At 42.0% G+C, this 26179-nt stretch carries 35 protein-coding genes; 30 read left to right on the plus strand and 5 right to left on the minus strand.

Going from position 1 to position 26179, the window contains the following annotated elements:
- Positions 1–73: 73 nt before the first annotated feature.
- Genes PQO05_RS03480 through PQO05_RS03490 form a run of 3 tightly spaced genes read left to right on the plus strand, consistent with a single transcriptional unit; the run spans position 74 to position 2473 of the window.
- Positions 74–823, plus strand: a complete 750-nt coding sequence (locus PQO05_RS03480) for a prolipoprotein diacylglyceryl transferase (protein ID WP_273631267.1) — start codon at positions 74–76, stop codon at positions 821–823.
- A complete protein-coding gene (locus tag PQO05_RS03485) occupies positions 816–2213 on the plus strand; it encodes a radical SAM protein (RefSeq protein ID WP_273631268.1) in 1398 nt (465 codons plus the stop codon). Before PQO05_RS03480 ends, PQO05_RS03485 begins: the two co-directional genes overlap by 8 nt.
- Positions 2213–2473, plus strand: a complete 261-nt coding sequence (locus tag PQO05_RS03490) for a hypothetical protein (RefSeq protein WP_273631269.1) — start codon at positions 2213–2215, stop codon at positions 2471–2473. The genes PQO05_RS03485 and PQO05_RS03490 overlap by 1 nt, the downstream gene beginning before the upstream one ends.
- 291 nt (positions 2474–2764) lie before the next feature.
- Here PQO05_RS03490 and PQO05_RS03495 read toward each other — a convergent pair whose 3' ends face one another.
- The gene (locus PQO05_RS03495; protein ID WP_273631270.1) at positions 2765–3613 is read right to left on the minus strand and encodes a sulfurtransferase; all 849 of its coding nucleotides are present in this window, start codon (positions 3611–3613) and stop codon (positions 2765–2767) included.
- Positions 3614–4131: 518 nt separating this feature from the next.
- Here PQO05_RS03495 and PQO05_RS03500 point away from each other — a divergent pair.
- The 8 genes from PQO05_RS03500 to PQO05_RS03535 all read left to right on the plus strand — a co-directional run bounded on the left by PQO05_RS03500 (position 4132) and on the right by PQO05_RS03535 (position 12068).
- On the plus strand, positions 4132–4941 hold the full coding sequence (locus PQO05_RS03500; RefSeq protein ID WP_273631271.1) for a hypothetical protein: 810 nt from the start codon (positions 4132–4134) through the stop codon (positions 4939–4941).
- A 391-nt stretch (positions 4942–5332) separates the two neighbouring features.
- A complete protein-coding gene (gene rpsL, locus PQO05_RS03505) occupies positions 5333–5746 on the plus strand; it encodes a 30S ribosomal protein S12 (protein WP_273631272.1) in 414 nt (137 codons plus the stop codon).
- A gap of 19 nt (positions 5747–5765) precedes the next feature.
- Positions 5766–6233, plus strand: a complete 468-nt coding sequence (gene rpsG / locus PQO05_RS03510; RefSeq protein WP_074487377.1) for a 30S ribosomal protein S7 — start codon at positions 5766–5768, stop codon at positions 6231–6233.
- A gap of 87 nt (positions 6234–6320) precedes the next feature.
- Complete coding sequence (fusA, locus tag PQO05_RS03515) at positions 6321–8432, plus strand: elongation factor G (protein WP_273631273.1); 2112 nt, start codon at positions 6321–6323, stop codon at positions 8430–8432.
- A 133-nt stretch (positions 8433–8565) separates the two neighbouring features.
- On the plus strand, positions 8566–8871 hold the full coding sequence (rpsJ, locus tag PQO05_RS03520; RefSeq protein WP_022830652.1) for a 30S ribosomal protein S10: 306 nt from the start codon (positions 8566–8568) through the stop codon (positions 8869–8871).
- Between the two features lie 155 nt (positions 8872–9026).
- Complete coding sequence (locus PQO05_RS03525; protein WP_273631277.1) at positions 9027–9245, plus strand: hypothetical protein; 219 nt, start codon at positions 9027–9029, stop codon at positions 9243–9245.
- Positions 9235–9519, plus strand: coding sequence for a type II toxin-antitoxin system RelE/ParE family toxin (locus PQO05_RS03530; protein WP_273631278.1), 285 nt, complete (start codon positions 9235–9237; stop codon positions 9517–9519). Before PQO05_RS03525 ends, PQO05_RS03530 begins: the two co-directional genes overlap by 11 nt.
- A gap of 176 nt (positions 9520–9695) precedes the next feature.
- Positions 9696–12068 carry an ABC transporter permease gene (locus tag PQO05_RS03535; RefSeq protein WP_273631279.1) on the plus strand — a complete coding sequence of 791 codons (2373 nt, stop codon included), beginning with the start codon at positions 9696–9698 and terminating at the stop codon, positions 12066–12068.
- 135 nt (positions 12069–12203) lie between these two features.
- On the opposite strand, the gene PQO05_RS03540 is transcribed toward PQO05_RS03535, so the two are convergent.
- From PQO05_RS03540 to PQO05_RS03550, 3 genes are all read right to left on the minus strand, one after another.
- Positions 12204–12356 carry a hypothetical protein gene (locus PQO05_RS03540; RefSeq protein ID WP_273631280.1) on the minus strand — a complete coding sequence of 51 codons (153 nt, stop codon included), beginning with the start codon at positions 12354–12356 and terminating at the stop codon, positions 12204–12206.
- Positions 12357–12378: 22 nt separating this feature from the next.
- Positions 12379–12834 carry a hypothetical protein gene (locus PQO05_RS03545; protein ID WP_273631281.1) on the minus strand — a complete coding sequence of 152 codons (456 nt, stop codon included), beginning with the start codon at positions 12832–12834 and terminating at the stop codon, positions 12379–12381.
- 76 nt (positions 12835–12910) lie between these two features.
- Positions 12911–13687: a superantigen-like protein SSL4 gene (locus tag PQO05_RS03550; protein ID WP_273631282.1), complete on the minus strand. Its 777-nt coding sequence runs from the start codon at positions 13685–13687 to the stop codon at positions 12911–12913.
- Positions 13688–13845: 158 nt separating this feature from the next.
- Between PQO05_RS03550 and PQO05_RS03555 the strand changes: the two genes are divergently transcribed.
- Positions 13846–15105: a prephenate dehydrogenase gene (locus tag PQO05_RS03555; RefSeq protein WP_273631283.1), complete on the plus strand. Its 1260-nt coding sequence runs from the start codon at positions 13846–13848 to the stop codon at positions 15103–15105.
- Between the two features lie 261 nt (positions 15106–15366).
- On the plus strand, positions 15367–15846 hold the full coding sequence (locus tag PQO05_RS03560; protein ID WP_273631284.1) for a hypothetical protein: 480 nt from the start codon (positions 15367–15369) through the stop codon (positions 15844–15846).
- Between the two features lie 93 nt (positions 15847–15939).
- Here PQO05_RS03560 and PQO05_RS03565 read toward each other — a convergent pair whose 3' ends face one another.
- Positions 15940–17814, minus strand: coding sequence for a M1 family metallopeptidase (locus tag PQO05_RS03565; RefSeq protein WP_273631285.1), 1875 nt, complete (start codon positions 17812–17814; stop codon positions 15940–15942).
- Positions 17815–18134: 320 nt separating this feature from the next.
- Between PQO05_RS03565 and rplC the strand changes: the two genes are divergently transcribed.
- From rplC to rplR, 17 genes are all read left to right on the plus strand, one after another.
- Entirely contained in the window at positions 18135–18752 is a 618-nt protein-coding gene (rplC, locus tag PQO05_RS03570; protein WP_273631287.1) for a 50S ribosomal protein L3, read from the plus strand.
- A gap of 1 nt (position 18753) precedes the next feature.
- On the plus strand, positions 18754–19383 hold the full coding sequence (gene rplD / locus PQO05_RS03575) for a 50S ribosomal protein L4 (RefSeq protein ID WP_273631288.1): 630 nt from the start codon (positions 18754–18756) through the stop codon (positions 19381–19383).
- Position 19384: 1 nt separating this feature from the next.
- On the plus strand, positions 19385–19675 hold the full coding sequence (gene rplW, locus PQO05_RS03580; RefSeq protein WP_273631289.1) for a 50S ribosomal protein L23: 291 nt from the start codon (positions 19385–19387) through the stop codon (positions 19673–19675).
- Positions 19676–19683: 8 nt separating this feature from the next.
- Positions 19684–20508 carry a 50S ribosomal protein L2 gene (rplB, locus tag PQO05_RS03585; RefSeq protein WP_273631290.1) on the plus strand — a complete coding sequence of 275 codons (825 nt, stop codon included), beginning with the start codon at positions 19684–19686 and terminating at the stop codon, positions 20506–20508.
- Positions 20508–20774 carry a 30S ribosomal protein S19 gene (gene rpsS, locus PQO05_RS03590; protein WP_166586580.1) on the plus strand — a complete coding sequence of 89 codons (267 nt, stop codon included), beginning with the start codon at positions 20508–20510 and terminating at the stop codon, positions 20772–20774. The genes rplB and rpsS overlap by 1 nt, the downstream gene beginning before the upstream one ends.
- A 3-nt stretch (positions 20775–20777) precedes the next feature.
- Positions 20778–21206, plus strand: coding sequence for a 50S ribosomal protein L22 (gene rplV, locus PQO05_RS03595; RefSeq protein ID WP_074487390.1), 429 nt, complete (start codon positions 20778–20780; stop codon positions 21204–21206).
- 5 nt (positions 21207–21211) lie between these two features.
- Positions 21212–22108 (plus strand): 30S ribosomal protein S3, encoded by an 897-nt coding sequence (rpsC, locus tag PQO05_RS03600; protein ID WP_273631291.1) that lies wholly within the window; start codon positions 21212–21214, stop codon positions 22106–22108.
- A gap of 45 nt (positions 22109–22153) precedes the next feature.
- Positions 22154–22576 (plus strand): 50S ribosomal protein L16, encoded by a 423-nt coding sequence (gene rplP, locus PQO05_RS03605; RefSeq protein ID WP_273631292.1) that lies wholly within the window; start codon positions 22154–22156, stop codon positions 22574–22576.
- A 90-nt stretch (positions 22577–22666) separates the two neighbouring features.
- Positions 22667–22876, plus strand: coding sequence for a 50S ribosomal protein L29 (rpmC, locus tag PQO05_RS03610; RefSeq protein ID WP_273631293.1), 210 nt, complete (start codon positions 22667–22669; stop codon positions 22874–22876).
- An 18-nt stretch (positions 22877–22894) separates the two neighbouring features.
- Positions 22895–23149 carry a 30S ribosomal protein S17 gene (rpsQ, locus tag PQO05_RS03615; protein ID WP_174312832.1) on the plus strand — a complete coding sequence of 85 codons (255 nt, stop codon included), beginning with the start codon at positions 22895–22897 and terminating at the stop codon, positions 23147–23149.
- A 1-nt stretch (position 23150) separates the two neighbouring features.
- Entirely contained in the window at positions 23151–23519 is a 369-nt protein-coding gene (rplN, locus tag PQO05_RS03620) for a 50S ribosomal protein L14 (protein WP_067059744.1), read from the plus strand.
- Positions 23520–23521: 2 nt separating this feature from the next.
- The gene (gene rplX / locus PQO05_RS03625; RefSeq protein ID WP_337942572.1) at positions 23522–23863 is read left to right on the plus strand and encodes a 50S ribosomal protein L24; all 342 of its coding nucleotides are present in this window, start codon (positions 23522–23524) and stop codon (positions 23861–23863) included.
- Positions 23863–24432, plus strand: coding sequence for a 50S ribosomal protein L5 (gene rplE, locus PQO05_RS03630; RefSeq protein WP_273631294.1), 570 nt, complete (start codon positions 23863–23865; stop codon positions 24430–24432). The genes rplX and rplE overlap by 1 nt, the downstream gene beginning before the upstream one ends.
- Positions 24425–24694, plus strand: coding sequence for a 30S ribosomal protein S14 (gene rpsN / locus PQO05_RS03635; RefSeq protein ID WP_166586588.1), 270 nt, complete (start codon positions 24425–24427; stop codon positions 24692–24694). The genes rplE and rpsN overlap by 8 nt, the downstream gene beginning before the upstream one ends.
- A 147-nt stretch (positions 24695–24841) precedes the next feature.
- Positions 24842–25240: a 30S ribosomal protein S8 gene (rpsH, locus tag PQO05_RS03640; RefSeq protein WP_273631295.1), complete on the plus strand. Its 399-nt coding sequence runs from the start codon at positions 24842–24844 to the stop codon at positions 25238–25240.
- Between the two features lie 19 nt (positions 25241–25259).
- The gene (gene rplF, locus PQO05_RS03645) at positions 25260–25817 is read left to right on the plus strand and encodes a 50S ribosomal protein L6 (protein ID WP_273631296.1); all 558 of its coding nucleotides are present in this window, start codon (positions 25260–25262) and stop codon (positions 25815–25817) included.
- Positions 25818–25822: 5 nt separating this feature from the next.
- A complete protein-coding gene (rplR, locus tag PQO05_RS03650; RefSeq protein WP_273631297.1) occupies positions 25823–26173 on the plus strand; it encodes a 50S ribosomal protein L18 in 351 nt (116 codons plus the stop codon).
- The last annotated feature ends 6 nt before the right edge of the window (positions 26174–26179 follow it).

The following is a 26179-nucleotide window of genomic DNA, read 5'->3' on the forward strand; positions in this document are numbered from 1 at the left end:
CCTTTTTGTTTTATATCTCCTTTGTTATACGGATCATTTCTATATTTAACCATACCTTATACTTATAACCACATTGCATTTCCCTGTAGATATTACCATTGGTAAGGCCCATATCCCGGTACATTTTGTATGCGAAACATTGGCTTATGCTATTGGCTATCGTTATTATACTTATTTGCGCAAACACCAACAGGATAATATTAGTGACCATAACCGCATCATCATTTTTATTGGTGCTGCTTTAGGAGGCTTTCTGGGTTCACATATTTTAGGCGTGTTAGAGCGACCCGATCTGTTTACAGAAATGGGCTGGGTATATTTTATGGGCAACACAACAATAGTAGGCGGCTTGCTTGGCGGCTTATTGGGTGTTGAGTTAGTTAAAAAGCAGATAGGGGTTACAACCTCGTCGGGCGATTTGATGGTTTATCCATTAATATTGGCTATGATTATTGGCCGCACCGGCTGCTTTTTAGCCGGCTTAAAAGATGGCACTTATGGCACAGCTACATCGTTACCATGGGGTGTTAATTTTGGTGATGGTATCTACCGGCATCCTACTAATTTGTACGAAATACTATTCTGGATTTGTTTGTGGATAGTATTGTTGCTTATAGAACGCAAACATCAATTTGCCGATGGATATAAATTTAAACTACTGATGGTTAGTTACCTGCTGTTCCGTTTTGCTGATGAATTTATTAAACCCGATTACTTTTTCAGTTTCGGATTATCTTCTATACAATTAGCCTGTATCGCCGGGATTTTGTATTATTATAAAGTGTTTATCTATCCATCTAAAATAGCCACCACCTATGCCTGAACGCCCGTATATTTATTATGATTTTACTATCAGCGTTTGTTCAACCTGTTTAAGGCGTGTTGATGCCAAAATTGTGTTTGAGGATGATAAGGTATATATGCTTAAAACCTGCAGGCTGCACGGTTTTGAGAAAGTGCTTATAGCTACCGATGTAGAATACTATAAAAACTGCCGTAATTATGCCAAGCGGAGCGAAATGCCGCTTAAATTTAATAGAGAAACCCATTATGGCTGCCCTTATGATTGCGGCCTTTGCCGCGACCACGAACAGCACTCGTGCCTGACCGTAGTTGAAGTTACCGACCGTTGTAACCTGGCTTGCCCAACCTGTTATGCCATGTCGTCGCCGCATTATGGGCGGCACCGCACATTGGAAGAAATTGAGCAGATGCTGGATGTAATAGTTGCCAACGAAGGCGAACCGGATGTGGTTCAGATAAGTGGCGGCGAGCCGACGGTACATCCGCAGTTTTTTGAGATACTGGATATTGCCAAACGCAAACCCATTAAACACCTGATGCTGAATACCAACGGTATCCGCATAGCTAAAGATGAGCAGTTTGTAAAACGCCTGGCTTCATATATGCCCGATTTTGAAATCTACCTGCAGTTTGATTCTTTTAAACAGGAGGCACTCGAGAAACTCAGGGGCGAAGATCTGCGCGATGTGAGGACGAAAGCCATTGAAAATCTTAATAAATACAACCTGTCTACCACACTGGTTGTTACCCTCCAAAAGGGGTTGAATACTGATGAGATAGGCAAAATTATAGAATACGGATTGGAACAGCGGTGTGTAAGGGGCGTAACGTTGCAGCCTACCCAACAGGCAGGCCGTCTTGAAAATTTTAACCCGGCGACAGACCGCTACACCATGACCGAGGTGCGCAGCGCCATTTTAGAGCAAACCAATATTTTTACGCCCGAAGATCTGCTGCCTGTACCCTGTAACCCGGATGCCCTTGTAATGGGGTACGCACTTAAATTAGGTAACAAAGTGTTTCCGCTTACGCGGATGATAGACCCTAATGATTTGCTGGATAACTCGAGAAATACCATTGTTTATGAACAGGATGAAGTGCTGAAAAAGCATTTACTGCACATGTTTAGTACAGGTAATTCGGTTGATGTAGCCAAAGAGCATCTGCATTCTATTATGTGCTGCCTGCCCGAAATTGATGCACCCGGTTTAAGCTATGATAATTTGTTCAGGGTTATTATTATGAATTTTATTGATGCGCAGAACTTTGACGTAAGGGCCATCAAAAAATCCTGTGTGCATATTGTGAATAAGGATCTGAGCATTATCCCTTTCGAAACCATGAACATGTTTTACCGGGACGATAAAGCTGAATATTTAGAAATGTTAAGAAACGAAATACCTGTATAATGAGCGAACAAGATAAATATAACAAGCCGCCATCCGATTTGAAAATATTAGGGATTAACCTTTTAATATTTGCGGTATATACTATTTGGGGCTTTTTAGGAAAGGGCGATAATATTATCTTTTCTTTTATTGCTGCCGTTATTCATTTTATGGTTTGTTGTATCGAGGCCGTAATAGTACGTAGGTGGTCGTGGTTTTTAGCAGGTTTAATAATTATTGTCATCGGTTTGGGTACCTGTGTTAATACCATTAGGCTATGATATACAACTAAGCAAATTATAAGCAAAACCCATACTACGGGATACAGGATACAAGAAAGGCTGCGATTATCGCAGCCTTTCTTGTATGTTTTGCATTTATACATCCCCTGCTTGGAGGGGCGCGGTGGATTGTATGAGGGCAGGGGTGGGTTCTTCTTCTCCGTCCGTCATGCTGAATTTATTTCAGCACCCCACATGCTAAGTATGCTGTAGACCAAGTTTGCGATCTGTCCCGTGGGTTCCCCATCCCAACGGTAGTCGGGACGGGATGACGGTTGGTGCTGAATGTTTCTAATACCTATTCTCTTTCCCAACCGGTAAATCCCTGCGCGACCATTCGCTCCATGAACCTACGTACAGTTTTGCTCCCGGCAAGCCGGCATGTTCTAAAGCGAGCAGGGTATGGCAGGCGGTAACACCAGATCCGCAATGTACAATGGTATCCTGTGGTTTTACATTACCCAATGCATCTGTGTAAGCCGCACGTAATTCTTCTGCCGGTTTGTATTTACCTGAGGCATCGAGGTTAAACAACATATATGGTGCATTAATGGCACCTGGGATATGGCCTGCAATTAAATCGAGCGGTTCGGTTTGGCCAAGGTAGCGGGCATTTTCGCGAACGTCAATCACCAGGCGGCTGTCGTCATGGGCTGCTTTGCCTACTTCATCAATATTTACCGTACCATTAAACCCAGCCGGAACAGGATAAGGAGTGCTGGCCGGTGTCGGAACTGTTTCTTCTGTACTTAAAGCTACACCATGATCAATGGCTGCCTGTACACCGCCGTTTAATACCTGTACCTGCGGGTGGCCAATAGCCTTGAGCATCCACCACAAACGGGCAGCGCTGTTGGCACCGGCTTTGTCGTCATAAACAACAACACGGGTTTCGGGCGTAATGCCTAAACGGGTAAGTAGTTCGGCAAAAGCCTCGGGGGTAGGTAGTGGATGGCGGCCGCCTTCAGCAGCATTTTCCGTATGCGCTGCCAGATCTGGATCGAGGTTTACAAATAAAGCACCATCCAGGTGCCCGGCCAAATAACGATCATGAGCTCCGGCAAAGCCGCGGGAATCGAGTATAACCAAATTAGTTTTATCTGCTAAAAGCAGGTCGTTGATTTCTATAAGTGGAGACATGAACAAATATAATGTGAATTGGTGAATGGTGAGTTGTGAATTAGTGAGTAGTTGATGGAGGAGAAAGGACAGAAGGGAAAAAACAAAATGATTGCCTACCTACCTAAACCCGGTTGCAGCGGATACCGGCATTGTGACTAAGGCCTGCAGGCGTATAAGCGGAAAACGGGGCTGCCGTTAATAGCAGCACTGTACCTGCTTTACTTAATTAATGAGTGAATGATAGGGGGAGTGAATGATAGAATATGCCTTTCGCTTTTAGAAACCCCTCCTCCAAAGGAGTCCTTTGGACCTGCTATCGCGCTTTCTCTGCGCACCCCTCCCGTGTGGAGGGTGTTAATAGTCAATAGTCAATAATCTTTGCTCTTTCTCCTCTGTTCTTTGTCTTTTCTGTCCTTCCTCCTTTGTCCCATAATCCTTTCTCCTTCTTCTTTCTATATAAATGTTACTTAAACCTTTTGTTGCAGATTCTATCTATCAAGTAAATAATTTAAGAAAGCAATTAATTTAAACAGGATATGAAAAAGCTAATAAGATCAATTTCGCTGGTTGCGCTGTTTGCAGCTGCTACAACCGCTGGTGCTATGGCGCAAACTGTTGCCAAAGCTGATAGTAATAAAGTTTATGGTCGCTATCATCATCGTGGTGGTGAGGAGTTTGGTGCATTGAAGGCTACCTTAACTCCAGACCAGAAAGCTATGCTGAAAAAAAACCGTGAAAAGCAAAAAGCAGCACATGAAGCATTTAAAGCTACACTGACTGCCGATCAGAAAGCGATTATGCAGGATAAGAGCTTGCATGGCAAGGATAAAATGGAGAAATTCAAGAGTTCTTTAACCGCAGATCAGCAAAAATTGATGGCTGCCAATAAAGAAACCCGCGAGGCTAATCGTAAGGCATTTGCGGCAACTTTAACTGATGCACAGAAAGCACAATTGAAAGCTGCATTCAGAAACCATCGCGGTGGTAAAGAGTTTGCAGCCTTGAAATCTACGTTGACACCTGACCAGAAAGCTATGCTGAAACAAAACCGTGAAAAGCAAAAGGCAGCACACGAAGCTTTCAGCGCAACATTAACTGCCGATCAAAAAGCTATTTTGAAAGATAAAGCATTGCATGGTAAGGATAAAATGGAAAAACTGAAAGGTTCTTTAACCGCCGATCAGCAAAAAATGATGGCTGCTAACCAGGAAACCCGCAAGGCCGACCGCAAAGCTTTTTTATCTACCTTAAGTGATGAACAAAAAGCCCAGCTTAAAGAAGCGTTTAAAAATCGTCGCCACGATCAGGGTGCGGTAACCCACCGTGGTGATGTACAAAAATCGTAAGTGTTAATTTGATGTTTTGATAAAAGGAAGCCGCATAGTTATAAACTGTGTGGCTTTTTTTGGTTTGTCGAACTTAATATCGAATAATGAATATTGAATTTCGAACATCGAATTTTTACTTCATTATTCGAAATCCGGTGTTCTGTGTTCAATATTAGTTTGTGCCTTAATAGACAGAAAAGAACCATGAACTATGGGCTATCGGCTATGAACTACTCGTTAACAACCTTAACAATTTATCGTCAATAACTTAACAATAAAACCCTACCTCTGCACTGCGTCAATTACTTATCTGAAAAAACTTTCAAGAACCTCTTGAAAATCAGAAAATAAGTGCGTACTTTTGCAGTCCTTAAAATAAGGATAAAACTGTAAATATTAAAAGGAAGAAATGCCTACTATTCAGCAATTAGTTAGAAAAGGTAGAGTAGCTATGGTTGACAAGAGTAAGTCACCAGCGTTGGACAGCTGTCCACAGCGAAGAGGCGTGTGTACCCGTGTATACACCACTACCCCTAAGAAACCAAACTCAGCAATGCGTAAAGTTGCGCGTGTACGTTTAACCAATGGTAAAGAGGTGAATGCCTATATCCCAGGTGAAGGTCACAACTTACAGGAGCACTCAATCGTGTTAATCCGCGGTGGCAGGGTTAAAGATTTACCAGGTGTACGTTACCACATCATCCGTGGTGCATTAGATACATCAGGTGTAAACGGCCGTAACCAACGTCGTTCTAAATATGGTACTAAACGCCCTAAACCAGGTCAGGCAGCTGCTGCACCGGCAAAAGGTAAAAAGAAATAATTAAAGGAGGATAGTAACAATGAGAAAGTCAAAACCAAAAAAGAGAATCCTTCTTCCTGATCCAAAATTTAATGATGTTTTGGTAACCAGGTTCGTAAATAACATGATGTATGATGGTAAAAAATCTACCGCATACAGCATTTTCTATAACGCTGTTGAGATAGTTGAGAAAAAAACTAACGAAAACGGTTTAGAAACTTGGAAAAAAGCGTTAAACAATGTTATGCCAGCTGTTGAGGTTAAATCTCGCCGTGTTGGTGGTGCTAACTTCCAGGTTCCTACAGAAGTTCGTCCAGAGCGTAAAATCGCTTTAGGTATGAAATGGCTGATCAGCTACTCACGTCGTCGTGGTGAAAAAACCATGATGGAGAAATTAGCAGGTGAGATCATCTCTGCTGCTAAAGGTGAAGGTGCTGCTGTGAAGAAAAAAGAAGATACGCACAAAATGGCTGAAGCCAACAAAGCGTTCTCTCACTTTAGATTCTAATTAGTGAATTAATGAATGATAGAAGGATTGAATAGAGTGTAACTCACTCATTCACTCATTCTATCATTCATTCATTATAAAAAATACATGTCAAGAGATCTAAGATACACAAGAAACATCGGTATTGCCGCGCACATTGATGCTGGTAAAACCACTACCACTGAGCGTATACTTTATTATGCTGGTGTAAGCCACAAAATTGGTGAAGTACACGAAGGTGCGGCTACTATGGACTGGATGGCGCAGGAGCAAGAGCGTGGTATTACCATTACCTCAGCTGCTACTACCGTTAACTGGAAATACAGAGGCCAAACTTACCACATCAACATTATTGATACCCCGGGTCACGTGGATTTTACCGTTGAGGTAAACCGTTCATTACGTGTACTTGATGGTTTAGTTTTCTTATTTTCTGCTGTTGATGGTGTTGAGCCTCAATCAGAAACTAACTGGAGACTTGCCAACAACTATAATGTTGCCCGTATCGGTTTCGTAAATAAAATGGACCGCTCTGGTGCCGACTTCTTAAAGGTTGTTAAACAAGTAAAATCAATGTTAGGCAGCAACGCTGTTCCATTGCAATTACCAATCGGCGCTGAAGATAGCTTCAAAGGTGTGGTTGATTTAATTAACTGGAGAGGTATCGTTTGGAATGAGCATGATAAAGGTATGACCTTTACTGAAGTGCCTATCCCAGAGGATATGATCGAAGAAGCAACTGAGTGGAGAGAGAAATTGCTTGAATCTGTAGCTGAGTATGATGAGTCGTTAATGGAGAAATTCTTCGATGCACCGGATACCATTACTGAGCGCGAAGTATTAGACGCTTTACGTCAGGCTGTTTTAGATGCTAAAATTGTTCCTATGGTTTGTGGTTCATCTTTCAAAAACAAAGGTGTACAAACCATGCTTGATTACGTGATGGAATTATTGCCTTCACCTATGGATGTTGAAGGTATCATTGGTACCAACCCAGACACCGGCGAAGAAATTTTACGTAAACCTGATGTTAAAGAACCATTTGCAGCATTAGCGTTTAAAATTGCAACCGATCCATTCGTTGGTCGTTTGTGCTTTATCCGCGTATACTCTGGTAACTTAGATGCAGGTTCGTATGTACACAACATGCGTTCTGACAGTAAAGAGCGTATCTCTCGTATCTTCCAAATGCACGCTAACAAGCAAAACCCAATCCCTAACGTAGGTGCTGGTGATATTGCTGCGGTAGTAGGCTTTAAAGATATTAAGACAGGTGATACCCTTTGCGACGAGAAACACCCGATCATCCTTGAGTCTATGAACTTCCCTGAGCCGGTTATCGGTTTAGCTATCGAGCCTAAAACTCAGGCAGACGTAGATAAATTGGGTATGGCTTTAAGTAAACTGGCTGAAGAGGATCCAACCTTCCGTGTAAACTCTGACGAGGAAACCGGCCAAACTGTAATTTCAGGTATGGGCGAGCTTCACTTAGATATCATCATGGACCGCTTAAAACGTGAGTTTAAAGTAGAGGTTAACCAGGGTGCTCCACAAGTAGCTTACAAAGAGTCTATCACAGGTACTATCCAACACCGCGAAACATATAAGAAACAAACCGGTGGTCGTGGTAAATTTGCTGATATCCAGGTTATCATTTCACCAAATGACGAAGGTAAAGAAGGCTTACAGTTTGTGAACGAAATTAGCGGTGGTTCAATCCCTCGTGAGTTTATTCCATCTGTTGAAAAAGGCTTTGCAGCTTCTATGGCAAATGGTGTATTGGCAGGCTATCCGTTAACCAGCTTAAAAGTTAGGTTAATTGACGGTTCATTCCACGCAGTCGATTCAGATGCGTTATCTTTCGAGATCGCAGCTAAATCTGCATACCGCGAGGCATTGCCAAAATGTAAACCAGTATTGCTTGAGCCGATCATGAAAATCGAGATCCTTACCCCAGAAGAAAACATGGGTGATGTAATCGGTGACATGAACCGTCGTCGTGGCCAACTGTTAGGTATGGATTCACGCGCTGGTGCACAAGTTATTAAAGCTACTGTACCACTTTCAGAAATGTTTGGTTACGTAACTCAATTACGTACTATCACTTCTGGCCGTGCAACTTCAACAATGGAGTTTGATCACTATGCTGAGGCACCGCGTAACGTACAAGAAGAAGTGGTTGCTAAATCAAAAGGCAGAGTTAAAGGCAGCGTAGCATAACGTTACAATAGATATTAGTTACTGAGTTATTAGGTTATTAAGTTAATCGAAACTCAGTAACTTAATAACACAATAACAATTAACAACAACCGGTAATAAATAGCTCTTACCGGCGGTTATAAAAACAAACAAAATGAGCCAAAGAATCAGAATTAAACTAAAATCTTACGATTACAACCTGGTTGATAAATCAGCTGAGAAAATCGTTAAGACAGTAAAGCCAACCGGCGCTGTAGTAAGCGGTCCGCTTCCTTTACCTACTGAAAAGAAAATCTTTACAGTATTACGTTCTCCGCACGTAAACAAAAAAGCTCGTGAGCAATTTCAACTTTGCTCATACAAGCGTTTATTAGACATCTACAGTTCTAACTCTAAAACTGTTGATGCTTTAATGAAACTTGAGCTTCCAAGTGGTGTTGAAGTAGAGATCAAAGTGTGATAGTACCGGAAGATCCGATATTTGAAAAGGCTGCCTTGTAAAAGGTGGCCTTTTTTTGTGCTTTAAGCAGATAGTATATTATTTGAATGATGTGTAAATATTATTGTCTAATGTCACTTTGTTACTTTTGCATATTTTTAGTTAAGTTTGTTTAAATGGAAGCATATATAGCATATCCCACAAAAGAGCAGGAAAAGGCAGTAGAAGCATTCTTCTTAGCTTTAAATGTTATGTTTGAAAAACGAACTGATGATTCCCAATTGCCAGATCATGTGATTGCTGGTATAAACAGAGGTTTGGAAGATATGGCAGCAGGTAGAACTATTACATTGGAAGAGTTTAAGAAAAAGCTCTTTGTGTCTAATGAAATTTGAGATAGTTTTTTCTGATGCAGCGCACGAGACCTTTACTGCTATTCAATCGCAAATCTTAGATAAGTGGGGCAAAAAGTCGGTTATTAAGTTTGAAAAACGCGTTCTTAAGATATTAGAAATAATATCAGTATCACCATTTATCTATGAAGCCGCAAACATTAATGTAAATGTAAGAAAAGCTTCTGTTCATAAAAATTGCTCCTGCTTTTATAAAATTGGTGAAACCTCTATTACTGTATTGTTTTTCTGGGATAACAGACAGGAGCCGATGTAGTAGTTCTTTTATATTACTCCCGCCGTTCATCCCCGAACGCTCACTGTATCGAAACCGAACAACTTTTAATTCTTAACCATTTTTAACATATTGATATTCAGTATTTAAAGAATAAGGCATTATCTTGGCTCTTGATCTGCAGTTAATTAGCCAATTTCAAATTAACCTTATTCAATATGCTGAAAAACTATTTTAAAATTGCCTGGCGTAATCTTATTAAAAACAAGGTTTACTCATCTATCAATATTCTGGGTTTGGCTTTAGGTATGGCTGTAGCTATGCTTATCGGTTTGTGGATCTGGGACGAGCTGTCGTTCGATCATTATCATCAAAACCATGCAAAAATTGGCCAGGTAATGGTTACCCAAACTTTCGACGGGCATACCAGTACTCAAACTGCCATGGCATTGCCCGTTGCACCTGAATTGAAAAACAAGTATGCAGCCGACTTTAAATATATAAGCCACGCCTCATGGAATAATACTTTCATATTGGGTGCAGGCGAAAACAAGGTTTCGCAGAAAGGGATGTGGGTTGAAGCCGACTTCCCTAAAATGTTAACGCTTAAAATGATACAGGGTGATATTAGCGCGCTGAAAGATCCATCATCGATGTTACTTGCGCAATCTGCCGCCAAAGCTTTATTTGGTGATAAAGCGCCTTTGGGTAAAACCGTACGCATCAATAATAAAATGGATTTAAAAGTAGGTGGGGTATATGAAGACCTGCCCAATAATTCCACTTTTAATGATATGCAGGTACTGCTTGCATGGGATAAGCTGGTAGCTACTGATCCGTATACCAAATCGGCACAAACTAACTGGGGCGACCACAGTACCCAATTGTTTGTACAGCTAAGTGATAATGCCGATTTTGATAAGGTAAGCAAAAAAATAAGAAGCCTTTCGCACGATCACTTTAAAGAAGCTAATGAACGGTTGTTGGTTCATCCAATGGATAAATGGCACCTGTACAGCAACTTTAAAGATGGCAACATTGATGGCGGCCGTATACAATACGTGTGGTTGTTTGGTATTATAGGCGTCTTCGTATTGCTTTTAGCTTGTATTAATTTTATGAACCTCAGCACAGCCCGGTCAGAGAAGCGCGCCAAAGAAGTAGGGATCCGCAAAGCTATCGGTTCGGTTCGTCAGCAATTAATTGCGCAGTTCTTGAGCGAATCTATCGTGATGGCTTTAATTGCATTTGTTTTCGCCATGATTATCGTGATTTTATTTCTGCCTGTATTTAACAACCTGGCCAATAAACAAATGAACTTTCCGTGGACAAGCGGACCGTTCTGGTTACTTAGCCTGGCGTTTTCTTTACTTACGGGTATAGTTTCGGGCAGCTATCCGGCCTTTTACCTGTCGGGCTTTAATACAGTTAAGGTATTAAAAGGGACATTTAAAACCGGCAGATTTGCCGCCTTGCCGCGCAAGGTGTTAGTAGTAATTCAATTTACGGTATCAGTAACGCTTATCATCGGTACTATTATCGTTTTTAAACAAATACAATTTGCCAAGAACAGACCTATTGGTTATACACGCGAAGGTTTAGTTACTGTTGATATTAATACACCCGATTTACAGGGCCATTACGATGCCTTAAGGGGCGACCTGCTTAAAACGGGTGCAATAGAAAATATGTCAGAGTCATCGAGCCCGTCAACTGATATTTGGAGTAATCAGATTGGGTTTGATTGGAAAGGTAAAAATCCATCTACCAATCCTGTATTTGGTATTGTTGCCGTGACGCATGATTTTGGTAAAACTATCGGCTGGAAAATTAAAGATGGTCGCGATTTTTCCAGAAGCTTTGCTACCGATACCAGCAGTTTATTATTGAATGAAGCCGCCGTGAAATTAATTGGTATTAAAAACCCGGTAGGCGAAACCATTAAATGGAACGGCAAAGCTTACATTGTAAGAGGTATAATTACCAACATGGTAATGAACTCGCCATACATGGAAGCGATGCCAACCGTATTTACGCTGAATTACGGCTGGACAAACATCATCACCATGAAAATTAAGCCAACCATGGCGGTAGCTACAGCCTTAACAAGGCTCGAACCTGTGTTTAAGAAATACAACCCGGCAAGCCCGTTCAGCTATAAATTTATTGATGATGAGTATGCCCACAAATTCGCCGACGAAGAGCGCATAGGTAACCTGGCCACCTTCTTTGCTATACTGGCCATCTTTATATCTTCGCTCGGTTTATTTGGCCTGGCCTCGTTTGTGGCCGAGCAACGTACTAAAGAAATTGGCGTGCGCAAAGTACTTGGTGCATCGGTATACAACCTTTGGAGTATGCTTTCAAAAGATTTTCTTGGCCTGGTAATTATATCATGCGCCATTGCCATCCCAATTGCCTGGTATTATTTAAACAACTGGCTAAAGGTATATGAGTACCATACGGCTATATCGTGGTGGGTATTTATTGCTGCAAGCGTTGGTGCAATGGTAATAACCATTATTACAGTAAGCTTCCAATCTATTAAAGCAGCAGTGGCTAATCCGGTAAAGAGTTTAAGATCGGAGTAAAGCTAATTTGTCAATGAGGTAATTTGTCAATGAAATATATGGGTGTCACACTGAGGCACTCGAAGTGTAGTGCGCAGAGGCCAGCCCACCATGCTTCGGGTGCCTCAGCATGACACCCTTTTGTATATTGTTGGGTTACTCCTCCAGTAACGCAATCTGCGAAACATCAAACACTTCGCGGCGGTCGTCGCCGTCAATCAAGTCTACGATTACTTCGTTTTCAATAATATCGTTAATGTATCCGTTGCCGTTTGGGGTCGATACCAGGTCGCCGATTCTAAATTCCATAATTGAAGATTTAATGTTGAAACTAAAAGTCGTCAGCGTAGCCTTTTGTTTCGAGGAAATTTAACCAAAGGCCTTCCAGCTCATCAACCAGTTGTGGTTTTATGGAGATACCTGATGCCTGCGGAGTCCAGGTTTGAGCGGCGAGGTTGCCGGTTTTCAGAATATCAAGTGAAAGTATCTGCTCTTTTTCGGGGTTCAATAAAACATCAAGCGTAATATCGACGCGGAAATGATGCCTGCCTTTTCGAAAGGCCCGGTATGGTTCTGAAGTTATAATGCCCGATGCGCAAATCCCTTTAGGCTCAACACCTAATCGAACAATGTACGCTTGGTCGCCTACCTGGATAGATTTATGGCTCGCTGCGCTCCAGTCTTCCTTAAGTCCGCCTTCGGCAGCCAATTTTTTAATATCATCCTCCAGATCTTCCCATGGCCACTTCAATGGGTTCCAGCCAAATAAAAAAGCGAGTTGTGGCATAATAGTAAGTTTGAATAGTATTCTTTTGCTCCTCCTTTAGTCCATAGGACTCCTATGGAAGGGGCTGGGGGCGAGCTTAATAACCCGGGTTACCGGTTAACTCTTCCAGTTTGTTTCTGGCGGTCTGCAGTTCGCGGGCCAGTTTCTTTTCTTTTTCGTTGGCTTTGGCTTTGTAGGTTTTGTATTCCTCGTCCAGGTCCTCATATAATCTGATACGGTATTTAGCTTCGCGGCTATAACTGCCCGAACGGAAAACTACAAATGCTGCAACTGCGGCGCACACAATAACCAGGCCCCACATTAAAGTGTTATAGGCCGATTTTGTCATATCTATACCCAGCAGGCTAATGCTATCAACCTTATTGCTCGATGCGGTTAATACTTGTTCTTTTGATGATAGCTGGGTGTGCAGGGTTTTAACCGAGTCTTTAAGCGCTGCAACGGTAGTTGTTAAAGGATTTACTTTTTTGCGTTGTAAATTCAGGGTGTCTGTAACACTTTTATAAAAGGCAGCGAGCAGGGGGCGCTGATAACCATAAGTTCTGTTCAGTAAAAATTGATATTGGCCGTTTATGCTGCGGTCGTTAGGCTCAACCGGCGTTGATGGTACATACGGTTTGGCTACAGTACTTGCGGGCGGAACATTGGTGCCAGGAGTACTGGTTTGTGGCGTAACTGGCTTGGCAGGGTATGTTGTACCGGCAGGCTGTGTGGTAACCGCTTTAGGTTTATACACAACCGGTGGTTTTACAGGTACTTCTTTTTTAGTACTGTCTTGTGCAGAAGCGAATTGTGAAGATACGGTGATTAGCGCCGCGGCAATTAACCCTTTAAAAAACAGTTTGTTAGTCATAATTAATGATAATTAGATGTATTGTGCCCAATAATCACGTGTAACGTAAACCAGGCGCACAAGTTGCACTAAGTTATTAAAACTTATTTAATCGGGATTAAAATTCTGTATTTAATGTAAAAGCTAAAGGTTATCATTGAGGTACTTATATTAGCGGCATGAATATCGGGATTATTGGTTTGGGCGATATGGGCCGCTTATATGCGAAGGCATTTGCCAATGCAGGTTACACTGTATTTGGTTGCGACCTGCCCCAGAACAGGCAAAAAGTAGAAGAAGAACTGGCTGGCCAGCAGGTAGCCGTATTGGATAAGGGAACGGAGGTTGCAGCTCAAAGTGATCTGCTGATCTATTCTGTAGAGGCCGAATACCTGGAGCAGGTAGTTGCCCAATCGTATCTTTCTATTAAGCCCAATGCTATTGTTGCCGGGCAAACTTCTGTTAAGTCTATCGAGATTGAGATTTTCGAGAAGTATCTGCCTGCCGGTGTTAATATCATCACCTTCCATGCTATGCACGGGCCGGGCTTTGAACCCAAAGGACAAAAGCTGATGCTGATCCGCCACAGGAGTGATGATGAAAGCTATCAGCGCATGTTCGATCTGTTTAACGCGATAGGGACGGATATTGTGGAACTACCCGATTACCATCAGCACGATCAGATTGTGGCCGATACCCAGGCTGTAACGCACGTGGGTTTCGAGAGTATGGGAACCGCATGGAAATCTGCCGGTTTTTTCCCCTGGGATAATGCTTCTTATAACGGAGGTATCGATAATGTGAAGATCCTTACTACGCTGCGTATCTTTAGTTATAAGGCACACGTGTACGCCGGTTTAGCTATTCTGAACCCTTATGCCCGCCAGCAGGTGAAGCGTTACGCTATATCTGAATCAGAATTATTTAAGCTGATGATCATGGAAGAAGAGAAAGCTTTCCGCGAGCGTATTTACAAGGCCCGCGATTTTGTTTTCCACGAAAGCCGCAAGCTCATTATGTTTAACGACCAGGTGATGAAAGATTTCTCCCTGGGCGATGGCGGCATCCACCCAAAACCAAACTCGCACTTGAGTATATTAAGTATGGTTGATGCCTGGTACCATTTAGGTGTAAACCCGTATGATAACCTGATTGCCCAAACCCCGCCATTCCGCCTGCGTTTGGGTATTGCCGAATATCTGTTTAAGAACGAAGCTTTACTGGAAGAATCGATAGAAACAGCCCTATACGATAAAACTATCCGTGGTGATGATCTGGAATTTCACTCGGCCGTGCGCGAGTGGTCGTCTATTATAGGATACGGCGATATGGAAGGTTATAAGAAACACTTCAACGATGTGCAAACCTTTTTCGCCGACAGGTTAGATGAGGGCAAAAAGCAGAGTGCCGAGCTAATTCGAAGGCTGATGATGGATTAGAGCCATTAATATAATTCAAACAAAAAAGACGATCTCAAAAGGGTCGTCTTTTTTGTTTTATTACCCTGATAGCCTGTCTGTTATTGCCTTATTAAAAAGGGTAAACTACCTGTCGCAATACAATAATTATACCCTGCCGCCGGCCTGGCCAATCATCTACCTTGGCTGTATGGAAATCGTATCCATAACCAATTATTAAAACACAAGGCGGATACCGAAAAGCCTTAACAGAGTAGGTAAAAAACTAAATCTTATTAAATTATGTCAGAATTATTATTAGCCAAAGATGGCCAGGTTTACACAGGTTATGATAGCCTTGCAGGGCCACAATTTTGTACCCCAACCTTTATTGGTTGTAGTGCCTGTATTGGAGCCAACGTAGTAGGTGGTTCAGTTGTACTTACCGTAAGTGTTAATACCCCATTTGGTGGTGTTACAAAAAGCTTCCAGATTGGTAGCGGCGGCAGCTTTACATGGCAACCGTTCAGCAAATTTAAGGTGGTTATTTCTATCAACAATTTTAGCGAGCAAGGTGGTAGCTTTAGCTTTGATGCCGGTATCCAGGTTTGTATAGATGTACCTTTCTTAGGTTGGAAATGCGCAGGTTACTCTTACCATTTCAGCATCCCTGGCAGTCATTTACTTAAAGCAGCTGCCGAGCCAAGCGATGCTGATTTGACCAATCAGCTTATCCTGCAGTTATTACTGGCAAAAGAAACCAATACTTGTAATTGCCACTAAGCAAATTGCATTAATAAAAAAGCGACCCGGTAAACAGGTCGCTTTTTCTTTTATAATGAATGAGTCTTGTTTCTTGTCTCTGGATTCTTGATTCTATTTTTTCCAGCTATTATTGCTTTCGTCGGCATCCATAAAAATGCCGTTATCCAGTTTAATACCGGTAATCTCTTTAGTGCCGGTTAAGGTAATTACTACGGCTTTTTGGTTGTTCTGCCAAACTATTGGTGTTTGGTGGAAAGCTTTGGTGGTACCATCAGCATAAGTGGCAACTACATCAAACGGGATGGCAAAACCGCCAACGTTTTTAATATCAACCTGCACGCCTTTAGCGGTGTTAGTCACTTTATCAATAGCCAGGTCATCATAATAATTGGTGAAGAACCAGTTATTAAAGAACCAATCGAGGTTTTTGCCAGAACCGGTACTCATCGAGTTAAAGTAATCCCATGGGATAGGGTGCTTGCCGTTCCAGTTATCCATATAGGTATGCAGTGCTTTTTTAAACAGCTCATCGCCCAGCATATCTTTTAAAGCCAGGTAGCTTAATGATGGTTTGCCGTATTCGTTATTACCTATGCCAACATTTAATTCGCTGGTTGGGGTAATAACAGGCAGGTCTTCGGCAGAAGCACGATTGTGGATCCAGCCGTTTACGCGGAAGCCTTTATACAGTTTCTCTGCAGCTTCTTTGCCAACTTCGGCAGTACCTATTAACAGTTCGTAAGTAGTGGCCCAACCTTCGTCCATATAACCATAACGGGTTTCATTGATCCCCATATAGAATGGGAAGTAGGTATGCGCAATTTCATGATCCTGCACAAACTGTGCAAAGCGGATGTCTTTAGTATGGCTATCGTTCACCATCATCGGGTACTCCATATCAGCAAATCCCTGAAAAGCAGTCATTTTAGGGAAAGGGTAGGGTACGCCCGGCCAGTTATGCGAAAACCAGCTTAAGCTGTTACGGCCAAACTGTACCGAGTGATGAAAATCTTCTGAGCTATTTAAAAACGCAGCCTGCATACTGGCGCGGCGGTGGGTAGCATCATCAACCACGGTACTTGCTGCATCCCATACGTAATGGTCACTTATACCTACGGCCACGTCTGTAATGTTATTGGCTGTCCAGACCCAGGTATTCATGGCGTTTTGAGCTGTGATGTTTTTCTTAGCCAGATCTTCGGCTGTAGCCACGTGTATGGTAGAATCACTGGTGAATGATGCCTGCAGGCGTTTTGCATACTCGGGTTGCAGTACCTGGTTGGCATTTTGTAATGTACCGGTTGCCCAAACAATAAAGTTTTTAGGTACGGTTACGCTCAGCTTATAGTCGTTAAAATCGTTGTAAAACTCTAACGCATCGTTAAACGGCAGGCGGTCCCAGCCATTATAGTCGTCATAGACAGATACGCGGGGATAGAAATAAGCAAGGTAATAAGTGGTAGAATCTATCATCCCTTCGCGCTCGCTTTTTAAAGAAATCTGGTAGTGCCATGTTATATTAAGCTTAACAGAATCGTGCGGGGCTAAAGGTTGAGTTAACCTTACGCCCTGGTTAGTGGCGGCATTGGTTACATTATTCCATTTAGTAGCGGTGCCATTTATGTTAAAAGTATCAATCTGGATGCCGCTTGTGAGGTAATCTGCCTCAACCGGGCTTAACCTTACAGCACCGGGGCGGTGGATGTTAATGATCAGCTTCATGTTTAGGCTTTTCAGCGTATCGGGGCTGTTGTTGATGTAGGTAATTTCCTCGTTTCCTTTAATGTTGCGGTCGGGCACATTGGCGGTTACATGGATGTTGTAGCGGCCATGGTTTTGCCAGTAGTTTTTTCCGGGACGCCCATCTAATGAGCGGGTTGCGTTTGTATATGCACGTTTTATATCGCGCGGCATATATAAAGTTTGTGCCGATGCTGCGCTTATAATAAAGAACAGAAAGGCATTTAAAAGCAATTTTTTGTACATAGCTGGGGGATAATAGTTTTACGCAATTTTAATAAAATACTGTATTAAATTAGCGTAACAATTATAGTTTTGTGCCCCTGGTTGTTAAAATAGCAAACATGCGCTACTTGGTGTAACTTATTACACATGGTAATATGAACGATAGCACCCCCAATGCTATTTGACTTACAAAACGTTAGGTGTAAAATTATTGAAAAAATAATTTCCTAAGTGTTTGAGAGTTAATTAATAATTCCTATCTTTGCCGTCCCTTTAGGGGGAACTATGCCTTGAACGAAGCCCTACTGCTTCGATGGGCAAAACAAAAAATAAAAAACAAAATGTCAGGAATTATTGGTAAAAAAGTAGGGATGACCAGTATTTTCGATGAGGCCGGAAAAAACATTCCGTGTACCGTAATCGAAGCTGGTCCTTGTGTAGTAACACAAGTACGATCTGTAGAAACAGACGGGTACGCTGCAATCCAGTTAGCGTATGATGAGAAAAAGGAGAAGAATACTTCTGCTCCTTTGAAAGGTCACTTCCAAAAAGCCGGTACTACACCAAAGCGCAAGCTTGTAGAATTCAAAACATTTGAGGACGAAAAGAATTTAGGCGACACCGTTACTGTCGAGATCTTCAACTCAGGTGATTTTGTGGATGTAGTAGGTACCTCAAAAGGTAAAGGCTTTCAGGGCGTTGTAAAACGTCACGGATTTGGCGGTGTGGGTATGCAAACTCACGGACAGCACAACCGTTTAAGAGCGCCAGGTTCACTGGGTGCATCTTCATGGCCTTCACGCGTATTTAAAGGTATGCGTATGGCTGGTCAAACTGGTAACGTTCGTGTTAAGGTTCAAAACCTTGAAGTGGTTAAAGTTTATCCAGAGCAAAATTTATTGGTGGTTAAGGGATCTATTCCCGGAGCTAAGGGTTCATTCGTAATCGTTGATAAATAAGATGGAAGTTAATGTATTAAATGTATCAGGTAAGCAAACAGGTGCCAAGGTGCAACTTCCTGATTCGGTATTCGGTATCGAGCCCAACGATCACGCTATTTACCTGGATGTAAAACAATATCTGGCTAATCAGCGTCAGGGTACGCACAAATCAAAACAACGTAATGAAATTGCCGGTTCAACCCGCAAATTACATAAACAAAAAGGTACAGGTGGTGCACGTGCCGGTAGCATCAAATCTCCATTATTTAATGGTGGTGGTCGTGTTTTCGGTCCTCAGCCTCGTGATTACAGCTTTAAATTAAACAAAAAGCTTAAATCACTGGCTCGTAAATCAGCCTTATCATACAAAGCACAGGATAGCAATGTGGTTGTATTAGAAGACTTTAGCTTTGACGCTGTTAAAACTAAAAACTATGTACAATTACTTGCTGATTTACAGTTAACTAACGAAAAAACTTTGTTAGTACTGCCTGCAGCAAATAACAATGTTTATTTATCAAGCAGAAATCTGAAAAAAACCAAAGTGATCACAGCTGATCAGTTAAACACTTATGATGTGTTAAACGCTGGTAAATTGATTTTGACTTCAGGTTCTGTTAAAACTTTGGAGGAAGCTTTCGCTAAGTAATATGGAAGTATTAAAGAAACCCTTACTTACAGAAAAAGTAGCTCAGTTAACTGAGAAACTTAATCGTTATGTTTTCAAGGTTGATCACAGAGCTAACAAGATCCAGATCAAATCTGCAATCGAGAACATGTATGGTGTTAACGTTACAGCGGTAAACACCATGAAATATGTCGGAAAACTTAAAACCCGCAACACTAAAGCAGGTGCCGTATCTGGCCGCGCTGCTACTTATAAGAAAGCGGTTATTTCGTTGAAAGACGGTGAAACAATAGATTTTTATAGCACAATATAAAAAGAGAAATGGCAGTTAAAAGATTTAAACCGGTTACGCCGGGTACCCGCTTCAGAGTTGGTGCCGATTATTCGGACGTAACAACCAATGTGCCTGAAAAGTCACTGGTTGTATCGCACAAGAAATCAGGTGGTCGTAACAATACCGGTAAAATGACCATGCGTTATATCGGTGGGGGACATAAGAAATCATACCGATTGATCGACTTCAAGCGTAACAAATTCGACATTCCCGCGAAAGTTACCACTATTGAGTACGATCCAAACCGTTCAGCACGTATCGCCCTGTTAACTTATGTTGATGGTGAGAAACGTTACATGATCGCTCCTGAAGGATTACAAGTTGGACAAACTGTATTATCAGGCGAAGCTGTTGCACCAGAAGTTGGTAACACGTTACCACTAAAGGCTATCCCGCTTGGTTCGATCATCCACAACATTGAACTTAATCCTGGTCAGGGTGGCACCATTGCACGCTCTGCAGGTACTTACGCACAACTGTCTGCACGTGATGGCAAATATGCTATCATCAAATTGCCTTCTGGCGAAACCCGTATGATCCTGGCTACCTGCCTTGCAACCATCGGTACTGTTTCGAATGCCGAGAAAGCAAACGAAGTGTTAGGTAAAGCCGGCCGTAAACGCTGGTTGGGCCGCAGACCAAGAGTACGTGGTGTTGCTATGAACCCTGTCGATCACCCTATGGGTGGTGGTGAAGGCCGTTCATCAGGAGGTCACCCTCGTTCACGTAAAGGTTTATTAGCTAAAGGCTACAAAACTCGTGACAAAAAGAAAACATCGGATCGTTATATCATTGAAAGAAGGAAAAAATAATGGCTCGTTCAATTAAAAAAGGACCTTATATTGATTTCAACCTGGAAAGAAAAGTTCTTGTCCTGAATGAATCAAATAAAAAATCAGTTGTAAAAACATGGTCAAGACGTTCCATGATATCTCCTGACTTCGTTGGTCATACATTCGCAGTACACAACGGTAACAAGTTTATCCCTGTGTACGTAACAGAAAACATGGTTGGTCACAAGCTGGGAGAGTTTGCACCAACCCGTACATTCCGTGGTCACGCAGAAAAGAAAAAATAAGGCATGGAAGCAACAACTAAAATCAAAAAGTCTGTATTGATCAGACAACAGAAAGAAGCTGCAAAAGCTGTTGTAGGCGGCGCTTCTATCGCAAAACTGCAAAACTGCCCAACTTCTCCGCGCAAAATGCGCTTAGTAGTTGATCTGATTCGCGGTATGAATGTAGAGAAAGCTTTATATACATTAAAGTTTACAAATAAAGAAGCGGCTATCCGTGTTGAGAAACTGTTATTATCAGCTATCAAAAACTGGGAAGCTAAAAACGAAGGCAAACGTGTTGAGGATAGCAATTTATTTGTGAAAGAAGTTTCTGTAGGCGGTGGCCGTCAGTTAAAAAGACTTCGCCCGGCCCCACAAGGCCGTGGATACCGTATCCGTAAGCGCTCAAATCACGTAACACTTATTGTGGACAGTAAAACAGAAATCAATTAATTAAAATGGGACAAAAAGCACATCCAATAGGTAACAGATTAGGGATCATCAGAGGATGGGATTCTAATTGGTTCGGCGGTGACAACTACTCTGATAAATTAGTTGAAGATGAAAAAATCCGCAAATACCTTTCTGTACGTATCGCTAAAGGCGGCGTATCTAAAGTAGTTATTGAGCGTACATTAAAACGTATTACCGTTACTATACATACTGCCCGTCCGGGTATTGTTATTGGCAAAGGCGGCCAGGAAGTTGACAAGATCAAGGAAGAGTTAAAGAAACTGACTAAAAAGGATGTTCAAATTAACATTTTCGAGATCAAACGTCCTGAGCTTGACGCGCAACTGGTTGCAGAGGGTATCGCTAAGCAATTAGAAGCAAGGATCTCTTTCCGTCGTGCCATGAAAACTTCGATAGCTTCAACCATGAGAATGGGTGCTGAAGGTATCAAGATAATGACATCAGGCCGTTTAGGCGGTGCAGAGATGGCCCGTACCGAGCAATATAAAGAGGGAAGGATTCCGTTACATACCTTCCGCGCTGATATTGACTATGCATTGGCAGAAGCATTAACTACCTATGGTAAAATAGGTATCAAAGTGTGGATTTGCAAAGGCGAGGTATATGGCAAACGTGATCTTTCTCCAAACATTGGTGCAGCAAGCAGCAGCAGCGGTAAGGGCGGTCGTCCTGAAGGTGCAGCAAACTTTGGCGCACGTGGTGAAAGAGATAACCGCGGTGGTGGTGAGCGCAGAGGCGGCGGCGACCGTAGAGGTGGCCAAGGCGGCGGCGATCGCAGAAACAGCGGAGGTCCGGGTAATAATAACCAACGTGGAGGCGGTAATCGCCCAGGTGGCCAAAACCGTCAAGGTGGTGGTAGCCGTCCAGCTGGTAACAGATAATCAGTCAATAAGACATCGTTTTAACGACATAAAAAGCTTAAGATAATGCTACAGCCAAAAAGAACGAAGTTCAGAAAGATGCAAAAAGGCAAAATGAAAGGCAACGCCAGTCGCGGCGCTGAGCTTTCATTTGGATCTTTCGGTATAAAATCACTCGAGCCGGCCTGGATTACCAGCCGCCAGATCGAGGCTGCACGTATTGCTGTAACACGTTTCATGAAACGTGAAGGCCAGGTGTGGATCAGGATTTTCCCTGACAAGCCTGTTACTAAAAAACCTGCAGAGGTACGTATGGGTAAAGGTAAAGGTGCCCCAGAATATTGGGTAGCAGTTGTACGCCCGGGACGTATCATTTTTGAGGCCGAAGGTGTGCCTTTAGAAGTTGCCAAAGAAGCTCTGCGCCTGGCAGCACAGAAATTGCCGATACAAACTCGTTTTGTAGTGCGCAGAGATTACGCAGAGGCATAATTATTGAGTTTTAAGTTTTTAAGTTGTATGGTATAAGTACGCTTACAACCTACAACTTAATACTTTACAACTTACAATTAAATTAAAGAAATGAAAAACTCAGAAATTTTAAGCCTGTCAACTGAAGAGTTGACCGCAAGAATTGGCGAGGAAAGGAACAATCTCACTAAGTTGAAATTTGCTCACGCTGTTTCGGCTATTGAAAATCCAACCCGTATTACAAAAGTACGCAAGGATGTTGCTCGTTTAAATACAGAATTAACCAAGCGTAAAGCCGCAGCCAATTCTGGAAAAGAATAATAATCAGCGTCGACAACAATGGAAAGAAATTTAAGAAAAACACGTACCGGGCTGGTAGTAAGCAATAAGATGGAAAAATCTATTGTGGTGGCTGTGGAACGTAAGGTGAAACACCCTATCTACGGTAAGTTCCTGAAAAAAACTACCAAATTTATGGCTCACGATGAGACTAATACCTGTGGTATTGGTGATACCGTATTGATTATGGAAACACGCCCGTTGAGCAAAAGCAAAAACTGGAGATTAGTTCAAATTTTAGAAAGGGCTAAATAAGATGGTACAACAGGAATCAAGATTAAATGTAGCCGATAACAGTGGCGCTAAAGAAGTTTTAGTGATCCGTGTGTTAGGTGGTACCGGCAAAAGATATGCTTCTATTGGCGATAAGATCGTAGTTACCGTTAAAAGTGCGATACCTTCTGGTAACGTAAAAAAAGGTACCGTATCTAAAGCCGTAGTGGTTAGAACCAAAAAGGAAATCCGCCGCAAAGATGGTTCATATATCCGTTTCGACGATAACGCAGCTGTGTTATTAAACAACCAGGATGAGCCAAGAGGTACACGTATCTTCGGCCCAGTTGCAAGAGAGCTGCGTGAAAAACAATTTATGAAGATTGTATCATTAGCACCGGAGGTATTGTAACAATGGAAAGAAAGAAAAACTCACAACCGAAACTGAAAATCCGCAAAGGCGATACAGTTAAGGTAATAGCTGGTGATTCAAAAGGATCACAAGGTAAAATCACTGAAATTAACTTAGCTACAAGCCGTGCTAAAGTTGAAGGTGTTAACTTAGTATCTAAACATACTAAACCAAATGCTGCCAACCCTAACGGTGGTATCGTTAAACAAGAAGCTGCTATCCACATTTCTAACCTGGCTTTGGTTGATCCAAAAACAGGCGAAACTACACGTGTAGGCCGCAAAAAGAACGATGCTGGTAAATTAGTTAGAGTTTCAAAAAAATCAGGGGAGGAAATTAAGTAATGACCTACACACCAAGATTAAAATCGAAATACAAGGAAGAGATCCGCACCGCACTGAAAGATAAATTTCAGTACAAAAGCGTAATGCAGGTTCCTAAACTTCAGAAAATTGCAATCAACCAGGGTGTTGGTGCTGCCACTACTGATAAGAAACTTATTGATGTTGCCATCAACGAGTTAACTACCATCACTGGCCAGCAAGCGGTTTCTTCTAAGTCAAAGAAAGATATCTCTAACTTTAAATTACGTAAAAACATGCCGGTAGGCGTACGTGTAACTTTACGTGATAATACCATGTACGAATTTTTAGACCGTTTAATTGCTGTTGCTTTGCCACGTATCCGTGACTTCAAAGGTATCAACGATAAAGGTTTTGACGGACGCGGTAACTATACATTAGGTATCACTGAGCAAATCATTTTCCCGGAAATTAACATTGACAAGATCAATAAAATTATGGGTATGGATATTACCTTTGTAACCTCAGCTACAAATGATGTTGAAGCATTAGAGTTGCTGAAACAATTTGGTTTACCATTTAAAAATCAAACTCCAGTTAACAATGGCTAAAGAAGGTGTAAAAGCACGCGAAGTAAAACGTGCTAAGTTAGTAGCAAAATTTGCTGAAAAAAGAGCAGCGCTTAAAGCAGCTGGTGATTATATCGCTTTAGATAAATTACCGAAAGCAGCTTCACCGGTAAAATTGCACAACCGTTGCAAATTAACCGGCCGCCCACGTGGTTATATGCGCCAGTTTGGTATTTCACGTGTAACATTCCGTGAAATGGCTTTAGCTGGTAAAATCCCGGGTGTTAAAAAAGCAAGCTGGTAAAAATATAGTTGTGAGTTTTGAATGGTAAGTTTTGAGTTAGTCAGAACTCGCTACTCAAAACTCACTACTCATAATTAAAGAACTTAACCGATGGAAGGTCGTCCCGGATAGGCCGGGAAGGAAACCACCATCATACTTTTATAAAAAATGAATACAGATCCAATCGCAGATTATCTTACAAGAGTAAGGAATGCTATTAAAGCCAACCATAGGGTTGTTGAAATTCCTGCATCTAATCTGAAGAAGGAAATCACTAAAGTGCTTTTCGACAAAGGTTACATTGCAAATTACAAATTTGAGGAAAACGGCCCTCAAGGTATTATCAAAGTTGCTTTGAAATATCACCCGGTAACCAAAATCCCTGCTATCCGCACTATTTCGCGTATCAGCAAACCAGGTTTAAGAAAGTATGCAGGCACAGCTAATATGCCACGTGTATTAAATGGTTTGGGTATTGCCATCCTATCAACTTCAAAAGGCGTTATGACCGACAAAGAGGCCCGCGCACAGAATGTAGGTGGTGAAGTTTTATGCTTTGTTTATTAATAACAGGAGGAATTAAGCAATGTCAAGAGTAGGAAAAGCACCTATAACAATCCCTGCAGGCGTTACTGTAGCAGTATCAGGCGATAACCTGGTAACTGTTAAAGGCCCTAAAGGTGAATTACAACAGGCGATTGATGCCGATATCAAAATCGAGCAGCAAGACGGAAGCATCGTGGTAACACGCCCTTCTGATCAAAAACGCCATAAAGCATTACACGGGTTATACCGCGCTTTATTAAACAATATGGTAATCGGTGTAACAACAGGTTACAAGCTTGAGCAAGAGCTTGTAGGTGTGGGTTACCGTGCAACCAATACCGGTAACACACTTGATTTAGTGTTGGGATACTCTCACCACTACGTGTTTGAATTACCGAAAGAAATTAAAGTATCAACAACTGCTGAGAAGGGTAAAAACCCAACTATTATTCTCGAATCAATTGATAAACAATTGATCGGTCAGGTAGCCGCTAAAATACGTTCACTACGTGCACCAGAGCCATACAAAGGTAAAGGTATCAAGTTTGTAGGTGAAGTATTAAGAAGAAAAGCAGGTAAATCAGCATCTAAAAAATAATCGTCATGGCAGCTAAATTATCAAGAAGAGACAGAATTAAAAAAGGGATCAGAAAGCATCTTTCAGGTTCAGCAGAGCGTCCGCGCTTGTCTGTATTCAGAAGCAACAAGGGTATTTATGCCCAGGTTATTGACGATGTTAACGGAAAAACTATAGTATCAGCATCATCTTTGTCAAAAGATTTTTCTGCATCAGGTACTAAAGGCGAGCAATCAGCCGCTGTAGGTAAACTGGTAGCCCAGAAAGCAATCGCTGCAGGTATCACTGCCGTAGTGTTTGACAGAAATGGTTACCTGTATCATGGCCGTGTTAAACAACTGGCTGAAGGTGCACGTGAAGGCGGTTTAAATTTTTAATTGAAG

The sequence above is a fragment of the Mucilaginibacter jinjuensis genome, assembly GCF_028596025.1.
GTDB classification, from domain to species: domain Bacteria; phylum Bacteroidota; class Bacteroidia; order Sphingobacteriales; family Sphingobacteriaceae; genus Mucilaginibacter; species Mucilaginibacter jinjuensis.

Coding starts and splice junctions, on each gene's coding strand:
- PQO05_RS03540 (WP_273631280.1), bottom strand. CDS start 12,356: ATGGAATTTAGAATCGGCGACCTGGTATCGACCCCAAACGGCAACGGA.
- rplX (WP_337942572.1), top strand. CDS start 23,522: ATGGAAAGAAAGAAAAACTCACAACCGAAACTGAAAATCCGCAAAGGC.
- rplD (WP_273631288.1), top strand. CDS start 18,754: ATGGAAGTTAATGTATTAAATGTATCAGGTAAGCAAACAGGTGCCAAG.
- PQO05_RS03535 (WP_273631279.1), top strand. CDS start 9,696: ATGCTGAAAAACTATTTTAAAATTGCCTGGCGTAATCTTATTAAAAAC.
- PQO05_RS03555 (WP_273631283.1), top strand. CDS start 13,846: ATGAATATCGGGATTATTGGTTTGGGCGATATGGGCCGCTTATATGCG.
- rplN (WP_067059744.1), top strand. CDS start 23,151: ATGGTACAACAGGAATCAAGATTAAATGTAGCCGATAACAGTGGCGCT.
- rpsS (WP_166586580.1), top strand. CDS start 20,508: ATGGCTCGTTCAATTAAAAAAGGACCTTATATTGATTTCAACCTGGAA.
- PQO05_RS03500 (WP_273631271.1), top strand. CDS start 4,132: ATGAAAAAGCTAATAAGATCAATTTCGCTGGTTGCGCTGTTTGCAGCT.
- rpmC (WP_273631293.1), top strand. CDS start 22,667: ATGAAAAACTCAGAAATTTTAAGCCTGTCAACTGAAGAGTTGACCGCA.
- PQO05_RS03560 (WP_273631284.1), top strand. CDS start 15,367: ATGTCAGAATTATTATTAGCCAAAGATGGCCAGGTTTACACAGGTTAT.
- rplF (WP_273631296.1), top strand. CDS start 25,260: ATGTCAAGAGTAGGAAAAGCACCTATAACAATCCCTGCAGGCGTTACT.
- rpsJ (WP_022830652.1), top strand. CDS start 8,566: ATGAGCCAAAGAATCAGAATTAAACTAAAATCTTACGATTACAACCTG.
- PQO05_RS03530 (WP_273631278.1), top strand. CDS start 9,235: ATGAAATTTGAGATAGTTTTTTCTGATGCAGCGCACGAGACCTTTACT.
- PQO05_RS03550 (WP_273631282.1), bottom strand. CDS start 13,687: ATGACTAACAAACTGTTTTTTAAAGGGTTAATTGCCGCGGCGCTAATC.
- PQO05_RS03495 (WP_273631270.1), bottom strand. CDS start 3,613: ATGTCTCCACTTATAGAAATCAACGACCTGCTTTTAGCAGATAAAACT.
- fusA (WP_273631273.1), top strand. CDS start 6,321: ATGTCAAGAGATCTAAGATACACAAGAAACATCGGTATTGCCGCGCAC.
- rpsL (WP_273631272.1), top strand. CDS start 5,333: ATGCCTACTATTCAGCAATTAGTTAGAAAAGGTAGAGTAGCTATGGTT.
- PQO05_RS03565 (WP_273631285.1), bottom strand. CDS start 17,814: ATGTACAAAAAATTGCTTTTAAATGCCTTTCTGTTCTTTATTATAAGC.
- rplV (WP_074487390.1), top strand. CDS start 20,778: ATGGAAGCAACAACTAAAATCAAAAAGTCTGTATTGATCAGACAACAG.
- rpsH (WP_273631295.1), top strand. CDS start 24,842: ATGAATACAGATCCAATCGCAGATTATCTTACAAGAGTAAGGAATGCT.
- rpsQ (WP_174312832.1), top strand. CDS start 22,895: ATGGAAAGAAATTTAAGAAAAACACGTACCGGGCTGGTAGTAAGCAAT.
- rplR (WP_273631297.1), top strand. CDS start 25,823: ATGGCAGCTAAATTATCAAGAAGAGACAGAATTAAAAAAGGGATCAGA.
- PQO05_RS03545 (WP_273631281.1), bottom strand. CDS start 12,834: ATGCCACAACTCGCTTTTTTATTTGGCTGGAACCCATTGAAGTGGCCA.
- rplC (WP_273631287.1), top strand. CDS start 18,135: ATGTCAGGAATTATTGGTAAAAAAGTAGGGATGACCAGTATTTTCGAT.
- PQO05_RS03490 (WP_273631269.1), top strand. CDS start 2,213: ATGAGCGAACAAGATAAATATAACAAGCCGCCATCCGATTTGAAAATA.
- rplP (WP_273631292.1), top strand. CDS start 22,154: ATGCTACAGCCAAAAAGAACGAAGTTCAGAAAGATGCAAAAAGGCAAA.
- rpsG (WP_074487377.1), top strand. CDS start 5,766: ATGAGAAAGTCAAAACCAAAAAAGAGAATCCTTCTTCCTGATCCAAAA.
- rplE (WP_273631294.1), top strand. CDS start 23,863: ATGACCTACACACCAAGATTAAAATCGAAATACAAGGAAGAGATCCGC.
- rpsC (WP_273631291.1), top strand. CDS start 21,212: ATGGGACAAAAAGCACATCCAATAGGTAACAGATTAGGGATCATCAGA.
- rpsN (WP_166586588.1), top strand. CDS start 24,425: ATGGCTAAAGAAGGTGTAAAAGCACGCGAAGTAAAACGTGCTAAGTTA.
- rplW (WP_273631289.1), top strand. CDS start 19,385: ATGGAAGTATTAAAGAAACCCTTACTTACAGAAAAAGTAGCTCAGTTA.
- rplB (WP_273631290.1), top strand. CDS start 19,684: ATGGCAGTTAAAAGATTTAAACCGGTTACGCCGGGTACCCGCTTCAGA.
- PQO05_RS03525 (WP_273631277.1), top strand. CDS start 9,027: ATGGAAGCATATATAGCATATCCCACAAAAGAGCAGGAAAAGGCAGTA.
- PQO05_RS03485 (WP_273631268.1), top strand. CDS start 816: ATGCCTGAACGCCCGTATATTTATTATGATTTTACTATCAGCGTTTGT.